At 32.1% G+C, this 21,417-nt stretch carries 18 protein-coding genes; all 18 read right to left on the bottom strand.

What is annotated here, in order from left to right:
* Positions 1–66 precede the first annotated feature (66 nt).
* The 18 genes from atpC to AMN99_RS01510 all read right to left on the bottom strand — a co-directional run bounded on the left by atpC (position 67) and on the right by AMN99_RS01510 (position 21,410).
* On the bottom strand, positions 67–459 hold the full coding sequence (gene atpC / locus AMN99_RS01425; RefSeq protein WP_075506070.1) for an ATP synthase F1 subunit epsilon: 393 nt from the start codon (positions 457–459) through the stop codon (positions 67–69).
* Positions 459–1,877: a F0F1 ATP synthase subunit beta gene (gene atpD / locus AMN99_RS01430; protein WP_075506071.1), complete on the bottom strand. Its 1,419-nt coding sequence runs from the start codon at positions 1,875–1,877 to the stop codon at positions 459–461. Before atpD ends, atpC begins: the two co-directional genes overlap by 1 nt.
* A 2-nt stretch (positions 1,878–1,879) precedes the next feature.
* Positions 1,880–2,752 carry a F0F1 ATP synthase subunit gamma gene (locus tag AMN99_RS01435; protein WP_075506072.1) on the bottom strand — a complete coding sequence of 291 codons (873 nt, stop codon included), beginning with the start codon at positions 2,750–2,752 and terminating at the stop codon, positions 1,880–1,882.
* A gap of 6 nt (positions 2,753–2,758) precedes the next feature.
* Complete coding sequence (atpA, locus tag AMN99_RS01440; protein ID WP_075506073.1) at positions 2,759–4,294, bottom strand: F0F1 ATP synthase subunit alpha; 1,536 nt, start codon at positions 4,292–4,294, stop codon at positions 2,759–2,761.
* Positions 4,295–4,852, bottom strand: coding sequence for an ATP synthase F1 subunit delta (gene atpH, locus AMN99_RS01445; RefSeq protein ID WP_075506074.1), 558 nt, complete (start codon positions 4,850–4,852; stop codon positions 4,295–4,297).
* 108 nt (positions 4,853–4,960) lie between these two features.
* Positions 4,961–6,916 (bottom strand): replication restart helicase PriA, encoded by a 1,956-nt coding sequence (gene priA / locus AMN99_RS01450; protein WP_075506075.1) that lies wholly within the window; start codon positions 6,914–6,916, stop codon positions 4,961–4,963.
* Between the two features lie 22 nt (positions 6,917–6,938).
* The gene (gene lpdA / locus AMN99_RS01455; protein ID WP_075506076.1) at positions 6,939–8,339 is read right to left on the bottom strand and encodes a dihydrolipoyl dehydrogenase; all 1,401 of its coding nucleotides are present in this window, start codon (positions 8,337–8,339) and stop codon (positions 6,939–6,941) included.
* Complete coding sequence (odhB, locus tag AMN99_RS01460; protein WP_075506077.1) at positions 8,340–9,641, bottom strand: 2-oxoglutarate dehydrogenase complex dihydrolipoyllysine-residue succinyltransferase; 1,302 nt, start codon at positions 9,639–9,641, stop codon at positions 8,340–8,342.
* Positions 9,642–9,647: 6 nt separating this feature from the next.
* Entirely contained in the window at positions 9,648–12,566 is a 2,919-nt protein-coding gene (locus AMN99_RS01465) for a 2-oxoglutarate dehydrogenase E1 component (RefSeq protein WP_075506078.1), read from the bottom strand.
* Positions 12,567–12,602: 36 nt separating this feature from the next.
* A complete protein-coding gene (gene sucD / locus AMN99_RS01470; protein ID WP_075506079.1) occupies positions 12,603–13,478 on the bottom strand; it encodes a succinate--CoA ligase subunit alpha in 876 nt (291 codons plus the stop codon).
* A complete protein-coding gene (sucC, locus tag AMN99_RS01475; protein WP_075506080.1) occupies positions 13,479–14,639 on the bottom strand; it encodes an ADP-forming succinate--CoA ligase subunit beta in 1,161 nt (386 codons plus the stop codon).
* Positions 14,640–14,641: 2 nt separating this feature from the next.
* On the bottom strand, positions 14,642–15,604 hold the full coding sequence (gene mdh / locus AMN99_RS01480) for a malate dehydrogenase (protein ID WP_075506081.1): 963 nt from the start codon (positions 15,602–15,604) through the stop codon (positions 14,642–14,644).
* 10 nt (positions 15,605–15,614) lie between these two features.
* Positions 15,615–17,108, bottom strand: a complete 1,494-nt coding sequence (locus AMN99_RS01485) for a CoA-acylating methylmalonate-semialdehyde dehydrogenase (RefSeq protein ID WP_075506082.1) — start codon at positions 17,106–17,108, stop codon at positions 15,615–15,617.
* A gap of 39 nt (positions 17,109–17,147) precedes the next feature.
* Positions 17,148–17,927 carry a succinate dehydrogenase iron-sulfur subunit gene (locus tag AMN99_RS01490; protein WP_075506083.1) on the bottom strand — a complete coding sequence of 260 codons (780 nt, stop codon included), beginning with the start codon at positions 17,925–17,927 and terminating at the stop codon, positions 17,148–17,150.
* Positions 17,927–19,702 (bottom strand): succinate dehydrogenase flavoprotein subunit, encoded by a 1,776-nt coding sequence (gene sdhA / locus AMN99_RS01495; protein WP_075506084.1) that lies wholly within the window; start codon positions 19,700–19,702, stop codon positions 17,927–17,929. The genes AMN99_RS01490 and sdhA overlap by 1 nt, the downstream gene beginning before the upstream one ends.
* Positions 19,702–20,028, bottom strand: a complete 327-nt coding sequence (gene sdhD / locus AMN99_RS01500) for a succinate dehydrogenase, hydrophobic membrane anchor protein (protein WP_075506096.1) — start codon at positions 20,026–20,028, stop codon at positions 19,702–19,704. The genes sdhA and sdhD overlap by 1 nt, the downstream gene beginning before the upstream one ends.
* 1 nt (position 20,029) lies before the next feature.
* On the bottom strand, positions 20,030–20,413 hold the full coding sequence (sdhC, locus tag AMN99_RS01505; protein ID WP_075506085.1) for a succinate dehydrogenase, cytochrome b556 subunit: 384 nt from the start codon (positions 20,411–20,413) through the stop codon (positions 20,030–20,032).
* Positions 20,403–21,410, bottom strand: a complete 1,008-nt coding sequence (locus AMN99_RS01510) for an aspartate-semialdehyde dehydrogenase (protein ID WP_075506086.1) — start codon at positions 21,408–21,410, stop codon at positions 20,403–20,405. The genes sdhC and AMN99_RS01510 overlap by 11 nt, the downstream gene beginning before the upstream one ends.
* Positions 21,411–21,417: the final 7 nt, after the last annotated feature.

Here is a 21,417-nt window from a genome sequence, read left to right on the forward strand (position 1 = left end):
CAGACTTAGTGGTTGATTTTAAACTCCACGTTTACAAAGAAGTTAAAGATAAAGTAAAAAAAATTCTTAATTAAGAGTTTTTAAAACTTCAATTTTTTGATCTACTAAATATTTAGCTTGATCATTAATATCTGACTTTCCTGCCTCTTCTTCAGCTTTTTTCAGTAAATCCTGTTGAACAGATTTATCCATATCAGACAAATTATAAATTGAGCTTGTTAGAATAGATAAATTATTATTTTTAAACTCTACTATACCATCCTCAATATAATAATTTTCATCACCAGATTTTGAACTTACTTTAATAATACCTGGTTTTAAAAATGAGATAATTGAAATGTGATCTTTTAATATCCCCATTTCTCCCTCAAAAGCAGGAACTACTACTTCCGATACATCTTCTTTAACCAAAAAAGATTTTTCGGGATTTACTATCTCAATTTTAAATTCTTCGCTCATTAAGCTGCAGCTTCTTTTTCCATTTTTTGAGCTTTTTCAATAGCCTCTTCAATTGTACCGACCATATAAAAAGCTGCTTCTGGCAAGTGATCATATTCACCCTTACAGATTGCATCAAATCCTTTGATTGTAGATTCAAGATCAACTAATTTTCCTGGTGAACCTGTAAATACTTCAGCAACAAAGAATGGTTGAGATAAAAATCTTTGAATCTTTCTTGCTCTTGCTACAACTAATTTATCTTCCTCAGATAATTCATCCATACCAAGGATAGCAATAATATCCTGAAGTGATTTATAAGATTGTAAAATTCTTTGTACATCTCTCGCAACTCTATAGTGCTCATCACCAACTATTCTTGGATCTAAAATTCTTGAAGTAGAATCTAATGGGTCTACTGCAGGATAAATACCAATTTCAGCTATTTGTCTTGAAAGTACAGTAGTAGCATCCAAGTGAGCAAATGATGTTGCAGGTGCTGGATCAGTCAAGTCATCGGCTGGAACATAAATCGCTTGCACTGAAGTAATTGATCCTTTGTTTGTTGTTGTAATTCTTTCTTGAAGATTACCCATATCAGTAGCTAATGTAGGCTGATATCCTACAGCTGAAGGAATTCTACCTAATAAAGCAGATACCTCTGAACCAGCTTGAGTAAATCTAAAAATATTATCAACGAAGAATAAAACGTCTTGTCCTTCTTGATCTCTAAAATATTCTGCAACTGTTAATCCAGTTAAAGCAACCCTTGCTCTTGCTCCTGGAGGTTCATTCATTTGTCCATAAACCAATGCAGCTTTAGAACCAGGGCCATCTTGCTTGATTACTCCAGATTCCATCATCTCATGGTAAAGATCATTCCCTTCTCTAGTTCTTTCTCCAACTCCAGCAAAAACTGAAAATCCACCATGTGCTTTTGCAACGTTGTTAATCAATTCCATAATTAAAACTGTCTTACCAACACCAGCACCTCCGAATAGTCCAATTTTTCCTCCTTTGGCATATGGTGCTAATAAGTCGATAACTTTAATACCAGTAACTAATATTTCAGTTTCAGTTGATTGATCATTAAATTCAGGCGCAGGTCTGTGAATAGGCCAGCTTTCTTTAGTTTTAACCTCACCTCTTTCGTCAATTGGCTCACCAATTACATTAATAATTCTACCTAGTGTTTCTGGTCCAACAGGTACCTGGATAGGAGCATTCGTATTTACAACTTCATCTCCTCTTTTTAATCCTTCAGTAGCATCCATTGCAATAGTTCTTACAGTTGTTTCTCCTAAGTGCTGAGCAACCTCTAAAACCAATCTATTGTCACCATTTTTACATTCTAATGCTGTTAAAATTTCCGGTAATTCTCCTTCAAATTTTACGTCTACTACCGCTCCAATAACTTGTGTGATTATTCCTTTGCTCATAATTATAAACTTTCTGCTCCTGATATGATTTCTATTAGTTCTTTAGTAATTGCTGCCTGACGACTTCTATTATATTCGATAGTAAGTTTGTCAACCATTTCACCTGCGTTTCGGGTTGCATTATCCATTGCACTCATTCTGGATCCTTGTTCGCTAGCTGAATTCTCTAACATTGCCTTAAATATTTGTGTTGAAATATTTTTTGGCAACAAATTGCTTAAAATTTCATCTTCATCTGGTTCAAATTCGTAACTTTCATCTGAACTATTTTCACTTCCCTCATCATTTAAAGGAATTATTTGTTGAGCCTGTGGGATTTGTGTAATTACATTTTTAAATTTATTGTAAAAAATTGTACAAACATCAAATTCACCTGCTTCAAATTTTTCAATAATAATTTTTCCTACTTTATCTGCATCAAAATAATTTGCATTTTTCGACTCTTTAAAAGAAATATTTTCAATTATTTTATCACCATAAATTCTCTTAAGCTGGTCATTGCCTTTTGAACCTACAGTGATAATTTTAAGTTCTTTATTCTCATCTAAAATTTTAGAAAAGTAACTCTTTGCTTTCTTAATTATGTTGGAATTAAACCCGCCACATAGACCTCTATCTGATGTCATAACAACACAAAGATGAACTTTGTCTTGTCCTGTACCAGCTAATAACTTTGGTGCATTTTCTTTATCTGAAATTCCACTAGAAAGGTTTAAAATTACATTGTTCATTTTTTCTGAATAAGGTCGTCCTTTTTCAGCACTTTCTTGTGCTTTTCTTAATTTTGCAGCTGCAACCATTTTCATAGCCTTAGTAATCTTTTGTGTAGATTTTACACTAGCTATTCTTTTTTTTAGGTCGTCTAAACTTGCCATATCAAATTAAGATTTAATGGTTTCCTTTAATTGAGTAATCAGTTCAACTAATAACTTTTCTTTATCCTCTTCAAGTTTTCCTGAGCTTTGTATCGACTCAATAATCTCAGGTTTTTCTGATTTACATTTCTCAATAATTTTACTTTCAAAACCTGCAACATCTTTTAAATCGATATCATCAAGATATCCTTTAACACCACAGAAAACCGAAATTACTTGTTCAGCAACTGTCATTGGAGAATATTGCTTTTGTTTTAAAAGCTCAGTTAATTTTGATCCTCTATTCAATAACTGTTGAGTAGAAGCATCTAAATCTGAACCAAATTGAGCAAATGCTGCCATTTCTCTATATTGAGCAAGCTCAAGTTTCATAGATCCTGAAACTTTTTTCATCGCTTTAGTTTGTGCAGATGAACCTACCCTTGAAACTGATAAACCAACGTTAATTGCAGGTCTAATTCCTTGGTTGAATAATTCAGTTTCTAAGAAAATCTGACCATCCGTAATTGAAATTACATTTGTTGGAATAAATGCAGATACGTCTCCACCTTGAGTTTCAATAATTGGAAGTGCTGTTAAAGATCCTCCACCATGTTCATCACTCAATTTTGCAGCTCTTTCTAATAATCTACTATGTAAATAGAATACATCTCCTGGATAAGCCTCACGTCCTGGAGGTCTTCTAAGTAAAAGTGACATTTGTCTGTAAGCAACTGCTTGTTTTGATAAATCATCGTAAATAATCAACGCGTGCATTCCATTATCTCTGAAATATTCACCCATAGCACAACCAGTATATGGAGCTAAAAACTGAAGTGGTGCTGAGTCTGATGCTGTTGCAGCAACAATTGTTGTGTATTCCATTGCACCAGCTTCCTCTAAAGTTTTTTGAATTTGTCTAACAGTTGATCTTTTCTGACCTACAGCAACATAAATACAATATAATTTTTGTTTTTCATCGCCTGATTCATTGATCTTTTTTTGGTTTATGATTGCATCAACTGCAACCGCAGTTTTTCCTGTTTGTCTATCACCAATGATTAATTCCCTTTGTCCTCTTCCGATTGGAACCAAACTATCAATTGATTTTAAACCTGTTTGCATTGGTTCATTAACTGATTGTCTAGGGATAATTCCAGGAGCCTTAACCTCTACTCTGCTCTTTTGTACACTTTTATCTAATGCACCCTTGCCATCAATTGGATTTCCTAAACCATCTACTACTCTACCTAGTAACTCTTTTCCAACTGGCGTATCAACAATTTTTCCAGTTCTTTTTACAACATCACCTTCTTTAACATTTCTGTCATCACCAAAAATTACAACACCAACGTTTTCGCTCTCTAAGTTTAGGGCCATACCTTTAGAGCCATCAGAAAATTCAACCATCTCTCCAGCCTGAACATTGTCAAGACCGTAAATTCTAGCGATACCATCACCAACTGATAAAACCTGACCTACCTCAGTAACCTCTGCTTTATCTCCAAAATTTTTTATTTGTTCTTTTAATATTTTTGTAACTTCTGAAGGATTTATTTCCATTTATGCCTCTATCATTCTATTTTCGATTTGTTGTAATTTACTTTTAATTGAGGTGTCAACCATAGTACTCCCTACCTGTACTACTAAACCTCCTATTAAACTTTCATCATGTTTGTAGTTTAATTTTATTTTTGAACTAAAGTTTTTAGTTAATTCTTCCGTAATTTGTTTAATTTCTTCATTAGATAATTGTTTAGCAGATCTTAATTCGGCTTTTAGTTCTCCCCTTTTTTCTGAACAGATCTCGATGAAACTTTTAAGAATTCTTTCTACAAAAAAGAACCTTCTCTTTTGAATTAAAAAACTTAAAAAATTTTTTAACAATTGATCAAATTTATAATTTTCTGAGATTGTATTAACTACTTTTAATAAATCATCTTGGCTTGTAGTTGGATCTTTTATTAAATTTGAAAAATCTTGGCTTTGTTCTAGCAATTTTAGAACTGAGAGTGACTGCTCTTCTATTTGGGATGTAACATTGCTTTCAGTAGATAATTCATAAAGCGCAAGTGAATATCTTTCTGCTGAAGTAATTGAAAATCCTGTGTCTTTGCTCAACTTGATACCTCTAAAATGTTGAAGATTATTTAAAAATCACGCTCTAATTAGCATATGACCTTTATGTCTTCAAGTGACTGATTGACGAAAAAGTCCTCTTTTTTGGGCCTAATTGAAGTTAATTGGATCAACATCAACTGAAAGTTTTATTCCTTTTGGAAATTTGTATTTTGGAACTGATTTTGCAATAGCATTTTGCAGTTTCATAGATTTTGAGCCTCTAATTAAAAATCTGACTCTAAAATTTCTTTTTAGTCTAAATATAGGAGCTTCAACTGGACCTAATATATTTCCCTCGATATTGTTTTCTAAATAATTTTTAAAGTCATTAGCCTCTTTTTCTAATTTTTTTTGATTTTCACCAGTCATAATCAAAGAAATAAATCTTTGATAAGGTGGAAGTTTATTTTTTTTTCTAATTTCCAGTTCTCTTTTTAAAAATATATCAGGATTTTTATTTGTAATTTCTAAAATCATATTTTTATTATTGTTATAGGTTTGAAAATATACTGTTGCAGGTTTTCCTGTTCTTCCAGCTCTTCCTGATAACTGATGATATAACTGCAAATTTTTTTCAGCTCCTCTTAAATCATTTCCGTTAGCTGATAAATCAATATCAACAACAACAATGCAATTTAAACTTGGAAAGTGAAATCCTTTAGAAATTAATTGTGTACCAACTAATATCTCGGTTTGATTATTTATAATTCTTTCTAATTTGCTTGATGAGTCTTTTTTATTCATTGTATCACTTGAAAAAATTTCAACTTCCTTATTAGGAAATTTTTTTTTAACTTCCTCAGATATCCTCTCTACACCAGGTCCACTAAAGACAAAATTACATTCACCCTCTTTTGAGCAATCTCTTTTTAAATCAGTTTTAAAACCACAATAGTGACATAATAAATTATTTTTATTTTTATGATAAACAAGGTTGATAGTACAATTTGGACAAGAATAGCTAGTTAAACAATTTTTGCACAACGCATGAGGTGAAAAACCTCTTCTATTTAAAAAAAATAAAACCTGATCTTTTCTCTCAAGGTGAAAATTTACTTTTTCAATTATTTTATCTGATAACCAAGATTGTTTTTCAAGTTTAGTTTTATTAAGATCTATAATTTCATAATTTGGTAATGAAGCATTTTTATACCTCTCTGTAAGTTTTGATAAAGAATATTTTCCTTTTTGAATATTTTCAAAAGTTTCAATTGATGGAACAGCTGTTACTAAATTAACTGGTATATTTTCAAATGAAGCTCTAGAGATTGCCATATCTCGTGCATTATAAGTTACGCCCTCATCTTGTTTGAATGATTGATCGTGCTCCTCATCTACAATTATCATACCTAGATTTTTAAAAGGTAAAAATAATGACGATCTTGCTCCTATAATTGCTTTAACTTCTCCATTAGATATCCCGCTCCAAATTAATTCTTTCTTTTTTTTTGAAACTCCTGAGTGCCACACTGCTGCGTTAAAACCAAAATATTCATTAAATTTTTTTTCAAATTGACCTGTTAAACCTATTTCAGGTAACAGAATTAACCCCTGATATCCTTGTTTTATAAGGTTTTTTAAAGCTTCAAAATATACAAGAGTTTTACCTGATCCTGTTGTCCCTTGTAATACGTGCACTCTAAAATTTTGGTTAGTGCTTACCATTTCTTCATATGCTTTGATTTGATCTTTGGTTAATTTTATAGATGTATTTTTAATCTCACTTTTAAAATTATTGTAAGAACTTAGCTCCTTATTTTCTACTGCATGACTACTTAACAAAATAAGCTTTAGAGACATTCCTTTTGGAATAATATTGTACTCTGAAAACCAGTTTAAAAATTTAATAGTATTTTTGTTTAGAGGAGTCACATCTAACTTTCTCAAAACTTTTTTTATTTTGAATGTTTTGTTGCTATTTTTTTCAAATTCGTCCCAAACTACACCTGTAATTTTTGATTTACCAAAAGGAACTTCCACATAGTCTCCTAATTTAAGATCAATACTACTTTCATAAGTAAATGGATGATCAAAAATATTAGGTAAAAGAATCGGAAATTTCATATTTTTATAATATGAAAAAAAATTAAGAGTGTATTGCTCTTTTATCTACTGATAATGCAGCTTCTTTAACTGCTTCAGAAAAAGTTGGATGCGCATGACATGTTCTTGCTATATCTTCTGAACTTGCACCAAATTCCATAGCTACACCTATTTCAGCAATTAACTCTCCTGCATGAGGGCCTATAATATGAGCTCCTAATACTTTGTCTGTTTGCTCATCTGCTAATATTTTTACAAATCCCTCAGCATCATCAATTGCTTTAGCTCTAGAATTTGCCATAAATGAAAATTTACCAACTTTATACTTTTGATTAAGTTCTTTTAATTGTTCTTCTGTTTTGCCTATAGATGCAACTTCTGGAGTAGTATACACAACACCAGGTATTGTATCATAATTAACATGTCCAGATTGTCCTGCAATATTTTCTGCAACTGCGATTCCTTCATCTTCAGCTTTATGAGCAAGCATTGGCCCTACTATTACATCGCCAATAGCAAAAATATTTTCGACATTTGTTTTAAAAGTTTTGTCAGTTTTTATTCTTTTTCTTTCATCTAAATCAATTCCTACTGCATCTAAATTTAGTCCATCCGTATTTGGCTTTCTACCAACAGAAATTAACACCACATCACATTCAAAATTGTTTTTATTGCCATCTTTATCTACTGTTGAAACAACTGCTCCTTTGTCATTTTTCTGAATTGTTTCAACTTTGTTTTGCATATTAAATTTAATGCCTTGTTTTTTTAAAATTTTCATAAACTCAGATGAAATTTCTTTATCTATTCCAGGTGTAATATGATCTAAAAATTCTACGACCTGAACTTCTGAGCCTAATCTTGACCAAACTGAACCCATCTCTAAACCAATGTAGCCACCCCCAACCACAACCATTTTATTTGGTACTTTTTCTAATTTTAAAGCTCCTGTTGAGGAAACTATTACTTTTTCATCAATATCAATTCCAGGCAATGAAACTGGCACAGACCCGGTTGCTATTACAGTTTTTTCTGACTCAATGATTGTCTCATTATTCTTGTCATCCTTAATTGAGATTTGATTTTTTGATTTAAAGCTTCCGTGACCTTTAAAATAAGTAACTTTGTTTTTTTTTAAAAGAAATTCAACACCTTTGGTCAATATTGTTACAGCTTTATCTTTACTTTTCATCATCTTTTCAAGATTAAGTTTCACCTCACCTATCTCGATACCCTTATTGGATAAATTTTTTACTTTATGAAATTCTTCAGAGAGATTTAATAAACTTTTTGATGGTATACAGCCAACATTTAAGCAAGTTCCACCTAGTGAACCTCTAGACTCTATGCATGCTGTTTTCAAACCTAATTGTGCAAGCCTAATTGCACAAACATAACCACCAGGCCCTCCTCCAATAACTACAGCTTGAAATTTTTCTGACATTTAAATATCCAAAAATAGTCTTCTAGGATCTTCTAGATTTTCTTTAATCATTTTTAAGAAAGAAACAGATTCTTTGCCATCAATAATTCTGTGATCATAAGAAAGAGCTAAATACATGATAGGTCTTATTTTTATTTCACCTTCTACTACCACAGGGCGCTCTACAATGTTGTGCATACCTAGAACACCTGATTGAGGTAAGTTTAGAATTGGAGTTGATAACATTGATCCATATACTCCACCATTACTGATAGTAAATGTTCCTCCTTGTAGATCTTCAATTGTTAATTTTCCATCTCTAGCTTTTTCAGAAATATCTTTGATATTTTTTTCAATATCAGCAAATGAAAGCTCATCTGCATTTCTTAAAACTGGAACAACTAAACCTTTATCCGTACCTACAGCAAAACTAATATTATAATAGTTTTTATATATAATTTCATCACCATCAATTTCAGCATTAACAGCAGGGAAATGTTTCAAGGCCACTACACATGCTTTAACAAAGAATGACATGAAGCCTAATTTAATTCCATATCTACTTTGAAAGTCTTGTTGATTTTCTTTTCTCATTTCCATTATATTTGTCATGTCAACTTCATTAAAAGTTGTAAGTAATGCAGCATTTTCTTGAGCTTGTTTTAACCTTTTAGCAATTGTCTGTCTTAGTCTGGTCATTTTAATTCGTTCTTCTTGACCATATTGAATTTTTCTCTCTGATGGTTTTGGATTTGCTCCCATTAGACCAATTAAATCTCCTTTTAAAACCTGACCATTTTTTCCTGAACCTTGAACTGAATTAACATCAATATTATTTTCAGTAACAATTTTTCTGACAGCAGGAGACAAAGTATCATTTTTATTATCTATTACTGGAGCTGGTTTTGGTGCTACTTCCTCAGTCAAAACTAAGGGCTTAGGTTTTTGAATTTCTGTTTTTTTATCTTCAAAAATTTCTGGTTCTTTTTTATTTGTATCTAATTTTATTACATTGTTTTCAGGAGGAGTTTCTTCAACTTGTTTGGGTTCCTCTTTTTTTTCAGTTGGTATCACTTTTGCTGAACCATTTTCTGAAACAGAACCTAATAAAGCTCCAACTTCCACTGTAGAGCCATCTTGTGAATTAATTTCTGTTAAAACACCAGTTATTGGTGATGGGACTTCTAAATTAACTTTGTCAGTTTCAAGTTCTACAATTGGTTCATCAGCTTCAACTGCATCTCCAGTTTTTTTTAACCATTTTGCAACCGTTGCTTCTGTAATACTCTCACCAAGTACTGGAACTACTATTTTTTCACTCATTATAATTTAATCAAACACCTTATTAATTATTTCTTGTTGCTGAGAATTATGCCTCTTTGCATATCCAGTTGCTGGAGTTGCATCAGGGCTTCTTCCTATATAAGAAATTTCATTATATTTAGCCTTTAAAGTATCTAATGTCCATTGAATATAATCTCTCACTGAAAACCATGCTCCCATATTCTTTGGCTCTTCTTGGCACCAAAAGAATTTAGCATTTTTGGCATAAGGTTTAAGTTCGTTTACTAAAGCTTTTGCTGGGAAAGGATAAAGTTGTTCTATTCTAAACATAATTACATCATCTCTTTTTAATTTTTCTCTAGCGTCAAGTAAGTCAAAGTAAACTTTGCCTGAGCACAGAATAACTTTTTTAATCTCAGAGCTTTCTTTAAGTTTAATAAAACCATTTGATTTTGGATCGATCGCATGATCCCACAAAACTCTATGGAAAGTATTTTGTTTGTTAAAATCCTCTAAGTTAGAAACACAGTATTTATTTCTGAGTAATGACTTTGGAGTCATTATAATTAGTGGTTTTCTAAAATCTCTATGCATTTGACGTCTTAATGCATGATAATAATTGGCTGGAGTTGTACAATTCATAACTTGCATATTGTCGTTTGAACATAACTGTAAAAATCTTTCTAATCTAGCAGATGAATGTTCAGGACCTTGACCTTCGTATCCATGAGGTAACAACATTACAAGGCCTGATGCTCTATTCCATTTTCTCTCACCTGATGCTATAAACTGATCAATCACAACTTGAGCTCCATTTGCAAAATCTCCAAATTGAGCTTCCCAAATTGTTAGAGTGTTTGGTTCGACTAAACTGTAACCATATTCGAAACCTAAAACTGCAAGTTCAGATAAAAAACTATCTACTACTTCAAATTGTTTTTGACCTTTGACAATATTATTTAATGGAATATATCTCGAATTATCAATTTGATTTCTTAGTACAGAATGTCTTTGACTAAAAGTTCCTCTACCAGAGTCTTGTCCAACTAAACGAACTGGATATCCTTCAACTAACAAAGATCCAAACGCAAGAGCTTCTGCTGAAGACCAATCAATTCCCACTCCTTTTTCAATCGAGTCTCTTCTCGCATTTAATATTTTACTAATAGTTTTATGAATATTTTTTTCTGATGGTACTGTATTTATTTTTTTTGAAATAATTTTTAATTTCTCCTCATCAAAACCTGATATTCCTCTTTTATCTTTTCCTTTCTCAGGTTTATATCTTGACCATGTACCCTCAAACCATTCTATTTTAGGCTTGTAGTCTTTTGCACTTTTATATTGATCATCTAATAAATCTTTAAATGATTTAACATTTTGATTTAATAATTCTTGAGTAATTGATTTTTCATTAACCAGTTTATTCCCATAAATTTTATATACACTTGGGTGAGATTTAATTTTTTGATACATCAATGGCTGAGTAAACGATGGCTCATCTCCCTCATTATGACCAAACCTTCTGTAACAAATTAAATCTACTACAACGTCTCTATTAAATTTTAATCTGAATTCTGTAGCTATTCTGGTAGCATAAACAACTGCCTCTGGATCGTCTCCATTAACATGTAAAATTGGAGCCTCAACCATTTTTGCAACATCAGAAGGATAAGGTGACGATCTTGCAAATCGAGGACTCGTTGTAAAACCAATTTGATTATTTACAATTATATGAATAGTTCCACCAGTGTTATGTCCTGGTAGACCTGACATGGCAAAACATTCTGCTACCACACCCTGACCAGCAAATGCAGCATCACCATGAATTAGTATTGGGATAACTTTGTTTCTCTCTTTGTCTTTATGAAAAAATTGTTTTGCTCTAGTTTGTCCTAAAACGACAGGATTTACTGCTTCAAGGTGAGATGGATTATCTGTCAAACTAACATGAACAGAATTTCCATCAAATTGTCTGTCAGAAGATGCACCAAGATGATATTTTACATCTCCAGCACTATCCTCAGAGTCATCACTATATTCACCAGCAAATTCATTAAATATTCTTTTATAAGATTTTTGTAAAACGTTAGCCAAAACATTTAGTCTGCCTCTATGAGACATTCCAATTTTAACCTCTTTAATTTGTTGTTGACCACCAATTTTAATTATTTGCTCAAGTGCAGGAATTAAACTTTCTCCTCCATCTAATCCAAATCTTTTTGTACCAACATACTTAGTTGCTAAAAATTTTTCAAAACCTTCTGCTTGAACTAATTTATTTAGAATTGCTTCCTTACCATTTTTAGTAAACTGAAGAGCTTTATCGTCTTGCTCAATTCTATCTCTAAACCATTTTCTTTCATCAGGATTAGAAATGTGCATAAACTCATAACCTATTTTTCCACAATAGGTTTTTTTCATAAATTTTAAAATTTCTTTAATATTGGCATACTTTTTATTTATCACACCGTTTAAGAAAATTTTTCTTTCATAGTTTTCTTTCTTAAAACCATAAAACTCTGGATGAAGTTCATCTAAATATTCAGACTCTCTCATTCCCAAAGGATCAAGATCAGCTAACAAATGCCCCCTTAATCTGTAAGCTCTGATTAACGCAACTGCACTTATCGAATCTTTGTTAGAATCTGCAAGTAATTGAAAATTAAATTTTTCTGAAGTATCTATTTTTTCATTATTTAAATTAGTAATTTCATTTTCATCTATTTTCTTTTGAAGCTCATCAATATTTATTTTGGTCTTTTCTGGTCCCCATGACGGTCCATTTATTTCATTAGCAATTACTTTTATTTCATCACCGATTCCTTCAAAATAATTTAACCAACTTTCAGGGAGATCTTTATCTTTGTTAATAAATTTTAAGTACATTTGCTCAATGAATGCACTATTTGATTTATGTAAAAATGAATTTTTTTCGAAATCGAGATTTTTTGATGATGACATCTTATTTATTTAATATATCCCTCTAAAAAATATTTTTCAATTAGACAGTTTATCAAATAAAGTTTTACCAATTATTGATGGTGATTTTGCGACTGTAATTCCACATTCTTCCATTTTTTTTATTTTATCCTCTGCACCACCTTTACCTCCAGAAATAATTGCACCTGCATGCCCCATTCTTCTCCCTGGTGGCGCGGTAATTCCAGCTATAAATCCAACTGTTGGTTTTTTAATCTTATGGTTTTTCAAAAATTCTGCAGCTTCCTCTTCAGCAGAACCTCCTATTTCTCCAATCATTAAAATTGATTGTGTCTCTTCATCATTTAAAAACAGATCTAAACAATCTATAAAATTTGTACCATTTATAGGATCTCCTCCAATTCCGATACATGTTGATTGCCCTAATCCATTTTCAGTTGTTTGAGCAACCGCTTCGTAGGTTAAAGTTCCAGATCTAGACACAATTCCAACTGATCCTCTTTTATGAATATTACCAGGCATAATTCCAATTTTACATTCATCTGGAGTTATAATTCCTGGACAATTTGGACCTATAAGTCTGCTATTAGACCCATCTAATTTTTTTCTAACCTTAAGCATATCTTGAATTGGGATACCTTCAGTAATGCAAACAATTAATTCAACAGAAGCATCGATAGCTTCTATAATTGCTGCGGCAGCAAATTTTGCAGGCACATAAATCATAGTGGCATCTGCCCCAACTGCATCTTTAGCTTCAGCTACAGAATTAAATACAGGTCTGTCTAAATGCTTTTGACCTCCTTTTTTAGGAGTAACACCTCCTACTAAATTTGTTCCATATTTTATTGCTTGCTCTGAATGGAAAGTTCCATGTGCACCTGTAAAACCCTGACAAATTACTTTAGTTTCTTTATTAACTAAAACTGACATTTATTTAATAGCCTCAACAATTTTCTTAGCAGCATCATCTAAGTTCTCTGCTGAAATTAATTTTAAACCTGAATTATCTAAAATTTCTTTTCCTTCTTTAAAATTTGTCCCTGCAAGTCGAACTACTAAAGGTACACTAATATTAATTTCTTTTGCAGCGTCCACTACTCCTTGTGCAAGCACATCACATCTCATTATTCCCCCAAAAATATTTATCAAAATTCCCTTCACATTTTTATCTGAAAGAATAATTTTAAATGCTGCAGAAACTTTTTCTTTTGAGGCTCCACCTCCTACATCTAAGAAATTAGCTGGCTCTTTACCATATAATTTGATTATATCCATAGTTGCCATTGCTAGACCTGCACCATTAACCATACATCCAATACTTCCATCTAACTTGATATACGCTAAATCATGTTTACTAGCTTCAATCTCAGTTGGATCTTCTTCATTTAGATCTCTTAATTCTAAAATTTCAGGGTGTCTAAATAATGCATTAGAGTCGAAATTAACTTTCGCATCTAAACAAACAATTTTTCCCTCTTTTGTTAAAATTAAAGGATTTACCTCAACCATATTTGCATCTGTACTAATAAACATTTTATAAATCGATTTGATTAATGAAATTGCTTGATCTTTTGCATCACTCTTTAAATCAAAAATTTTAATTACTGACTCACAATCTGCATCTGATATTTCTTCAGCTATATCAACTTTAGTTGTAATAATTTTTTCTGGATTTGAGCTTGCTACTTCTTCGATATCCATTCCACCTTGATCACTTGAAATAAATGCAATCTTTGAGCTCGCTCTATCAACTAAACATGATAAATAGAATTCTTTTTCTATATTAGAGGATTCTTCAACGTATAATCGCTTAACTTCTCTTCCTTCTGGTCCAGTTTGATGAGTTACAAGTGTTTTTCCAAGCAACTCATTTGCTGAATTTTTTAATTCCTCAAGTGTATTAAGAATTTTAACTCCTCCAGCTTTACCTCTACCACCAGCGTGAATTTGAGCCTTTAAAACATACTTTTCAGTTTTTAAATTTTTTGCTTTTTCAATCAAGTCATCAACACTTGTTGAAAAAAATCCTGCTGGAACTATTGCTCCATATTTCTTTAAAATTTCTTTTGCTTGGTGCTCGTGAATGTTCATTATTATTTTGAAAGATCTGGATCTATTTTAGAGGCAGCTTTCCAAAGAGCTTTTACAGCATCAATAGAGTGCATAAACTCTTTATTTTCTTTTTCATCTAAATCCACTACTTCAATTTTCTCAACTCCATCTTTACCAATTACAACTGGTACTCCAGCATAAACATTTTCTACTCCGTACTCACCATTTAACTGCACTGCGCAAGGTAATAATTTTTTTTCATCTTTTAAATATGATTCAGCCATTTGAACTCCTGATGCTGCAGGTGCATAAAAAGCAGAACCTTTTTCTAAATACTTAACGATTTCTGCTCCACCGTCTCTAGTTCTTTGATTAATTTCTTCAACTCTCTCTTGAGAAATCTTTCCTTCTTTAACAAGATCTAATAAAGGTTTACCAGATACTTTTGTAAATCTTGGCATTGGAACCATAGTATCTCCATGACCACCCATAACCATTGCTTCAATCTCTCTTACAGGCACACCAAACTCTAATGATAAAAACAGTTTAAATCTTGAGCTATCTAAAATCCCTGCCATGCCGACAACTTTATTTGCAGGCAAACCTGAAAACTTTTGAAACGCCATAACCATCACATCTAAAGGGTTGGTGATACAAATTACGAAGGCGTTAGGTGCATTTTCTTTTACGCCTTGAGCTACCTGTTTAATAATTTTTAAATTTATACCAAGAAGGTCATCTCTACTCATTCCTGGCTTTCTAGGAACTCCTGCTGTAATTATGATAACATCAGAATCTTTAATATCTTTATAATCGTCTGTACCTGATAATTTTACATTAAATCCATCAACTGATGATGATTGAGCTATATCTAAAGCCTTTCCTTTAGCTATTCCACTTGCAACGTCAAATAAAACAACTTCATCAACAAGCTCCTTTATTCCGATTAAATGTGCTAGTGTTCCACCTATTTGGCCTGCGCCAATTAAAGATATTTTTTTCATTTATTTCCTCTTATTTCATTGTTGGCATTACAAATTCTGCGTTTGTACGCACACCTGAAGGCCATCGTGATGTTACAGTTTTAAGTTTAGTATAAAATTTTATTCCTTCCATGCCATGCATGCCACTATCTCCAAATAACGATCTTTTCCAACCACCAAAACTATGAAAGGCCATAGGAACTGGAATTGGAACATTGATACCAACCATTCCTACTTGAATTTTACTAGCAAATGTTCTGCCTGCATCACCATCTCTAGTATAAATACTTACTCCGTTTCCGTATTCATGATCATTGATTAGTTTTGCAGCCTCTTCAAAAGTTTTAACTCTAACTACAGATAGAACTGGACCAAAAATTTCTTCTTTATAAATTCTCATGTCTTTATTAACGTGATCAAATAAACAACCACCTATATAAAATCCGTTTTCATAACCTTGGAGTTTTAAGTTTCTTCCATCGACAACTAATTTAGCACCTTCTTCAACTCCTAAATCAACATAACTTTTTACTTTTTCTAAATGTTCTTTTGTAACCAGAGGTCCCATCTCTGAAGTTTTATCCATACCAGGTCCTACTTTTAAGGCCTCTGCTTTTTTTGAAAGTCTTGAAACTAGTTCATCACCAATATCTCCAACAGCAACCGCAACAGATTGAGCCATACATCTCTCACCTGCAGATCCGTAAGCTGCACCCATCAATCCATTTACTGCACCATCCAAATCACAATCTGGCATGACTACTAAGTGATTTTTTGCACCTCCAAGTGCTTGTACTCTTTTTTCATTTTTAGCTGAATTTTCGTAGATATATTTTGCAATTGGAGTGGATCCGACAAAGCTTACAGCTTTAATATCTTTATTTTCTAAAATTGCATCAACAGCTTCTTTATCACCATTAACTACGTTAAATACTCCCTCAGGCAATCCAGCTTCACTAAGTAACTCTGCTAATCTAAGTGGACATGAAGGATCTTTTTCTGAAGGTTTTAATATAAATGTATTTCCACAAGCAATTGCTATTGGAAACATCCACATTGGTACCATTGCTGGAAAATTAAATGGAGTAATTCCAGCTACTACCCCTAAAGGTTGTCTCATTGACCAACTGTCAACATTTGTTCCAACATTTTCTGAATATTCACCTTTTAACAAATGAGGAATTCCACAAGCAAACTCAACTACCTCAAGCCCTCTTGTTAAAGATCCTCTAGCGTCCTCAAAAACTTTTCCATGTTCTGATACTATTAGCTTTGTTAACTCATCAGAATTTTTTTCTATTAATTCCTTAAATTTAAATATTATCCTTGCTCTTTGTAAAGGAGGTTTTGCAGACCAAGTTTCAAATGCTTTTTTGGCTGCTTCTACTGCTTGATCTAAATCAGATTTACTTGCAAGTCTAACCTCAGATTCTTGTTCTCCTGTTGCAGGATTAAATACTTTTCCTTTTCTATCAGATGAACCTGGAATTATTTTTCCATTAACGAAATGCTCTATTAATTTCATGAATATGGTCTTTTAAATCAAAAAAACTTAATAGTCTATTTAAAGATTAGCCGTAGCTAACATTTTTTTAATTTCTGCAATTGCTTTTGCTGGATTTAGGCCTTTGGGACAAGCATTTGTACAATTTAAAATAGTATGACATCTGTAAAGTTTTAATTCATCAGCAACTTTTTTTAATCTTGCTTTTCTTTCTTCGTCTCTACTATCAACGATCCATCTGTAAGCTTGAAGAAGGACTGCTGGACCTAAGTATTTATCTCCATTCCACCAATAACTTGGGCAAGATGTTGAACAACATGCACACATAATACATTCATAAGCGCCATCAAGTTTTGCTCTATCTTCTTGAGATTGATAAATTTCTGTTGTTTCTTTTTTTGAATTATTTTTTAACCAGGGTTCAATAGATTGATACTGTTTATACAAACCATCTAAATCTCCAATTAAATCTCTTTTAACTTTCAAGTGCGGTAGCGGATATATGTCTATATCTCCATCAATTTCCAAATGCGGAGTTGTGCATGCTAAACCATTTTTGCCACCCATGTTCATAGCACAAGAACCACAAACTCCATGAGCACAAGATCTTCTATAAGCTAATGTTGGGTCAATTTCGTTTTTAATTTTATTTAAAATATCTAAAACTTTTGAAGGACAATTATCCATATCAACTTCATAAGTATCAATTCTTGGATTTTCTTCAGTAGAAGGGTCCCATCTATAAACATTTACTCTTCTAAGATTTTTAGAGCCTGTTTTATCTTTAAAATATTTACCTTTTTTGACTTCAGAATTTTTTGGTAAATTCAATTGTACCATTAGTATACCCGCTCTTGTGGTGGAAAATATTGAACTTCATTAGTCAAAGTTGACTTGTGGACTGGTCTATAACTAATTTTTGTATTTTTTCCATCACACCAAGCAAGAGTATGTTGCATAAATTTATCATCATCTCTTTTTGGATAATCATCTCTTGCATGAGCTCCTCTGCTTTCTTTTCTGTGATATGCAGATTCTACAGTTGTTACTGCTTGTCTAATTAAATTATCAAATTCTAAAGTTTCAACTAAATCAGTATTAAATACTAAAGATCTATCTTTAACAGAAATAGAGTCCATTCCTTCATAAGTTTTTCTAATATCATCAACGCCTTCTTTTAAATTTTTTTCTGTTCTAAATACTGCACATTTAGATTGCATTGTTTTTTGCATTGAAAGTCTAAGTTCTGCGGTACTATTATTTCCATCTGCATTTCTTAACTTATCAAATCTATCTAAACATTTTTGTGTCTCAGACTCAGGTAACTCTTCATGAGGAGTTCCGGGTTTAACTAATTCTGCTGCTCTTTTTGCTGCTGCTCTTCCGAACACTACTAAATCAATTAATGAATTAGAGCCAAGTCTATTCGCACCATGAACAGATACACATGCTGCTTCTCCTATAGCCATCAGACCTGGAACAGTTTTTTCTGAACCATTAACAGTTAAAACTTCTGCTTTGTAATTTGTTGGAATACCACCCATATTATAATGAACTGTTGGCACAACAGGTATAGGCTCTTTAGTTACATCTACATTTGCAAATAATCTTGCAGCATCAGTAATTCCTGGAAGTCTACTTTCAATAATATCTTTATCTAAATGACTTAAGTTTAAATGAACATGATCTTGATCTTTTCCAACTCCCCTTCCTTCATTTATTTCAATAGACATTGATCTACTAACAACATCTCTTGATGCTAAATCTTTTGCATTTGGAGCATATCTTTCCATAAATCTTTCGCCCTTAGAGTTAGTTAGATAACCACCCTCACCTCTAGCACCTTCTGTTATTAACGTGCCATGACCATAAATTCCTGTTGGATGAAATTGAACAAACTCCATATCTTGAAGAGGCAATCCAGCTCTTAATACCATTGCATTTCCATCTCCAGTGCAAGTATGCGCAGATGTAGCTGAATAATAGACTTTCCCATATCCACCTGTAGCTATAATTACAGTATGTGCTCTAAATCTATGGATTGTTCCATCATTTAAATTCCATGCAATTAATCCCTTGCACGCTCCATCTTTCATTAAAAGATCTAATGCAAAATATTCTATAAAAAACTCAGTGTTATGTTTTAAGGCTTGTCCATAAAGCGTATGAAGAATTGCATGACCAGTTCTATCCGCAGCAGCACATGTTCTTTGTACAATTCCATTTCCATAATTTTTTGTCATTCCACCAAAAGGTCTTTGATATATTTTTCCCTCTTCAGTTCTACTAAATGGAACTCCATATTTTTCTAATTCTAAAACAGCTTTTGGAGCTTCTTTACATAAATACTCAATACTATCTTGATCACCTAACCAATCTGCACCTTTAACCGTATCATACATGTGCCATCTCCAGTCATCTTCTCCCATGTTACCAAGTGCAGCTGAGATACCTCCTTGTGCAGCAGATGTGTGGCTTCTAGTTGGAAATACTTTTGAAATACAGGCTGTTTTCAATCCAGCTTCGCTTAATCCAACAGCGGCTCTCAAGCCGGATCCACCAGCTCCTAAGACAACTACATCATATTCATGATCTATTATATTATAAGCGCTCATTATTTTAGATTAAGTAAAATTATTATTGTTAATAATGGAATAATTATAGCAGAAATATAGAGAAGTCTGTTTGCGACATATTTGGTTTTTTCATTAGAAATATAGTCCTCAAAAACCTCACTAATACTTAGGGCAGAAAAAAAATAAGCAAAAATTAAAAATATACTAAATAAAAACTTATTTGTTTTATTTGAAAAAAAACTAACTACTTCAGAATAGTCTCCATCATAAACTGATATGAAATTAATTATAAACCAAAACATTAAAGGGACTAAAATTATTGATGAAAATTTTAAAAACATCCATTTTTTTGTAGCTAAATTCATATTAAAAAAAGTTTTTTCCAATTAAGTAAAATAAAATAGTTAAAATCAATGAACCAAAGATCACCATCAAACCTGTTATACGAGTAGTCTTTAGTTCATAGCCATAACCCATATCCATTATTAAATGTCTAATTTCACTAAGTATTTGAAAACTAAAAGACCACGCTAACCCTATTGCAACAAATTTTCCAAGAAACGAATTAAAAAAAAAGTTTATCAAATCATATTTTGGTTCTCCTAAAATTAGCCAAGAAACCCAGACACAAACTAAAGTTATTGCTATGATATTTATTATTCCAGTAATTCTATGAGAAATAGATACTAATGATGATATGTGCCATCTATAAATTTGTATATGAGGAGAAAGAGGTCTTTTACTTTCCATAAAAATTATTTTTTATTAATGTTTCAGCAATTTCAACTGCATTTAAGGCTGCACCTCTAAGTAAATTGTCTGAGACAATCCACATATTTAAGCAATTCTTTTTAGTTTTATCTTCTCTAATTCTTGAAATGAATGTCTCATCTTTTCCAGCGGCTTCAAGTGGTGTTGAATATCCACCATCTTGTCTCTCATCAATAACTTTACAGCCTTCCATTTTCTCAAGACATTCTTTAATTTGATCAATTGTAAAATCTTTTTCTAATTCTAAATTTACTGCTTCAGAATGAGAAACTAAAACTGGTACTCTTACACAAGTTGCTGATAATTCAATATTTTGATCTAGAATTTTTTTAGTCTCATTGGTCATTTTTAATTCTTCTTTTGTGTATCCGTCATCAGCAAATACATCAATATGTGGAATTAAATTAAATGAAATTTGTTTTGTAAAATTTTTTGATTCAATTGCTTTGTTTTCTAGTGCTAGCTTAGTCTGTTCTACTAATTCATCCATTGGTGCTTTGCCACCACCAGATACTGATTGATACGTAGCTACAACTACTCTTTTTATTTTAAATAAATCATGGATTGGTTTTAATGGTAAGACTAATTGTGCAGTTGAGCAATTAGGATTAGCAATAATATTTTTTTTTATATTTTTTAAGTCATCCGCATTTACTTGAGGTACAATTAAAGGAACATCAGGGTCCATTCTATAAAAACTAGAATTATCTATTACAATACTGTGACTTGCTGCTTTTGAGGCATAAGCTTCTGAAATTTTTCCACCTGCTGCAAAAAAAGTAATTTTTGCTTTTGAAAAATCAAAAGTCTCTAAATTTTCAACTTCTATGTCTTTTCCTTTAAAATTAATTTTTGAACCCGCACTTCTTGCAGATGCAACTAAAAAAATTTCTGAAATAGACAAATTTTTCCTCTCAAGTACTTCTAGTACTTTTCTTCCAACATTGCCCGTAGCTCCAACTATAGCTATATTCATGATGGGG

This window comes from Candidatus Pelagibacter communis, from assembly GCF_001180225.1.
GTDB classification, from domain to species: Bacteria; Pseudomonadota; Alphaproteobacteria; order Pelagibacterales; family Pelagibacteraceae; genus Pelagibacter; species Pelagibacter ubique_D.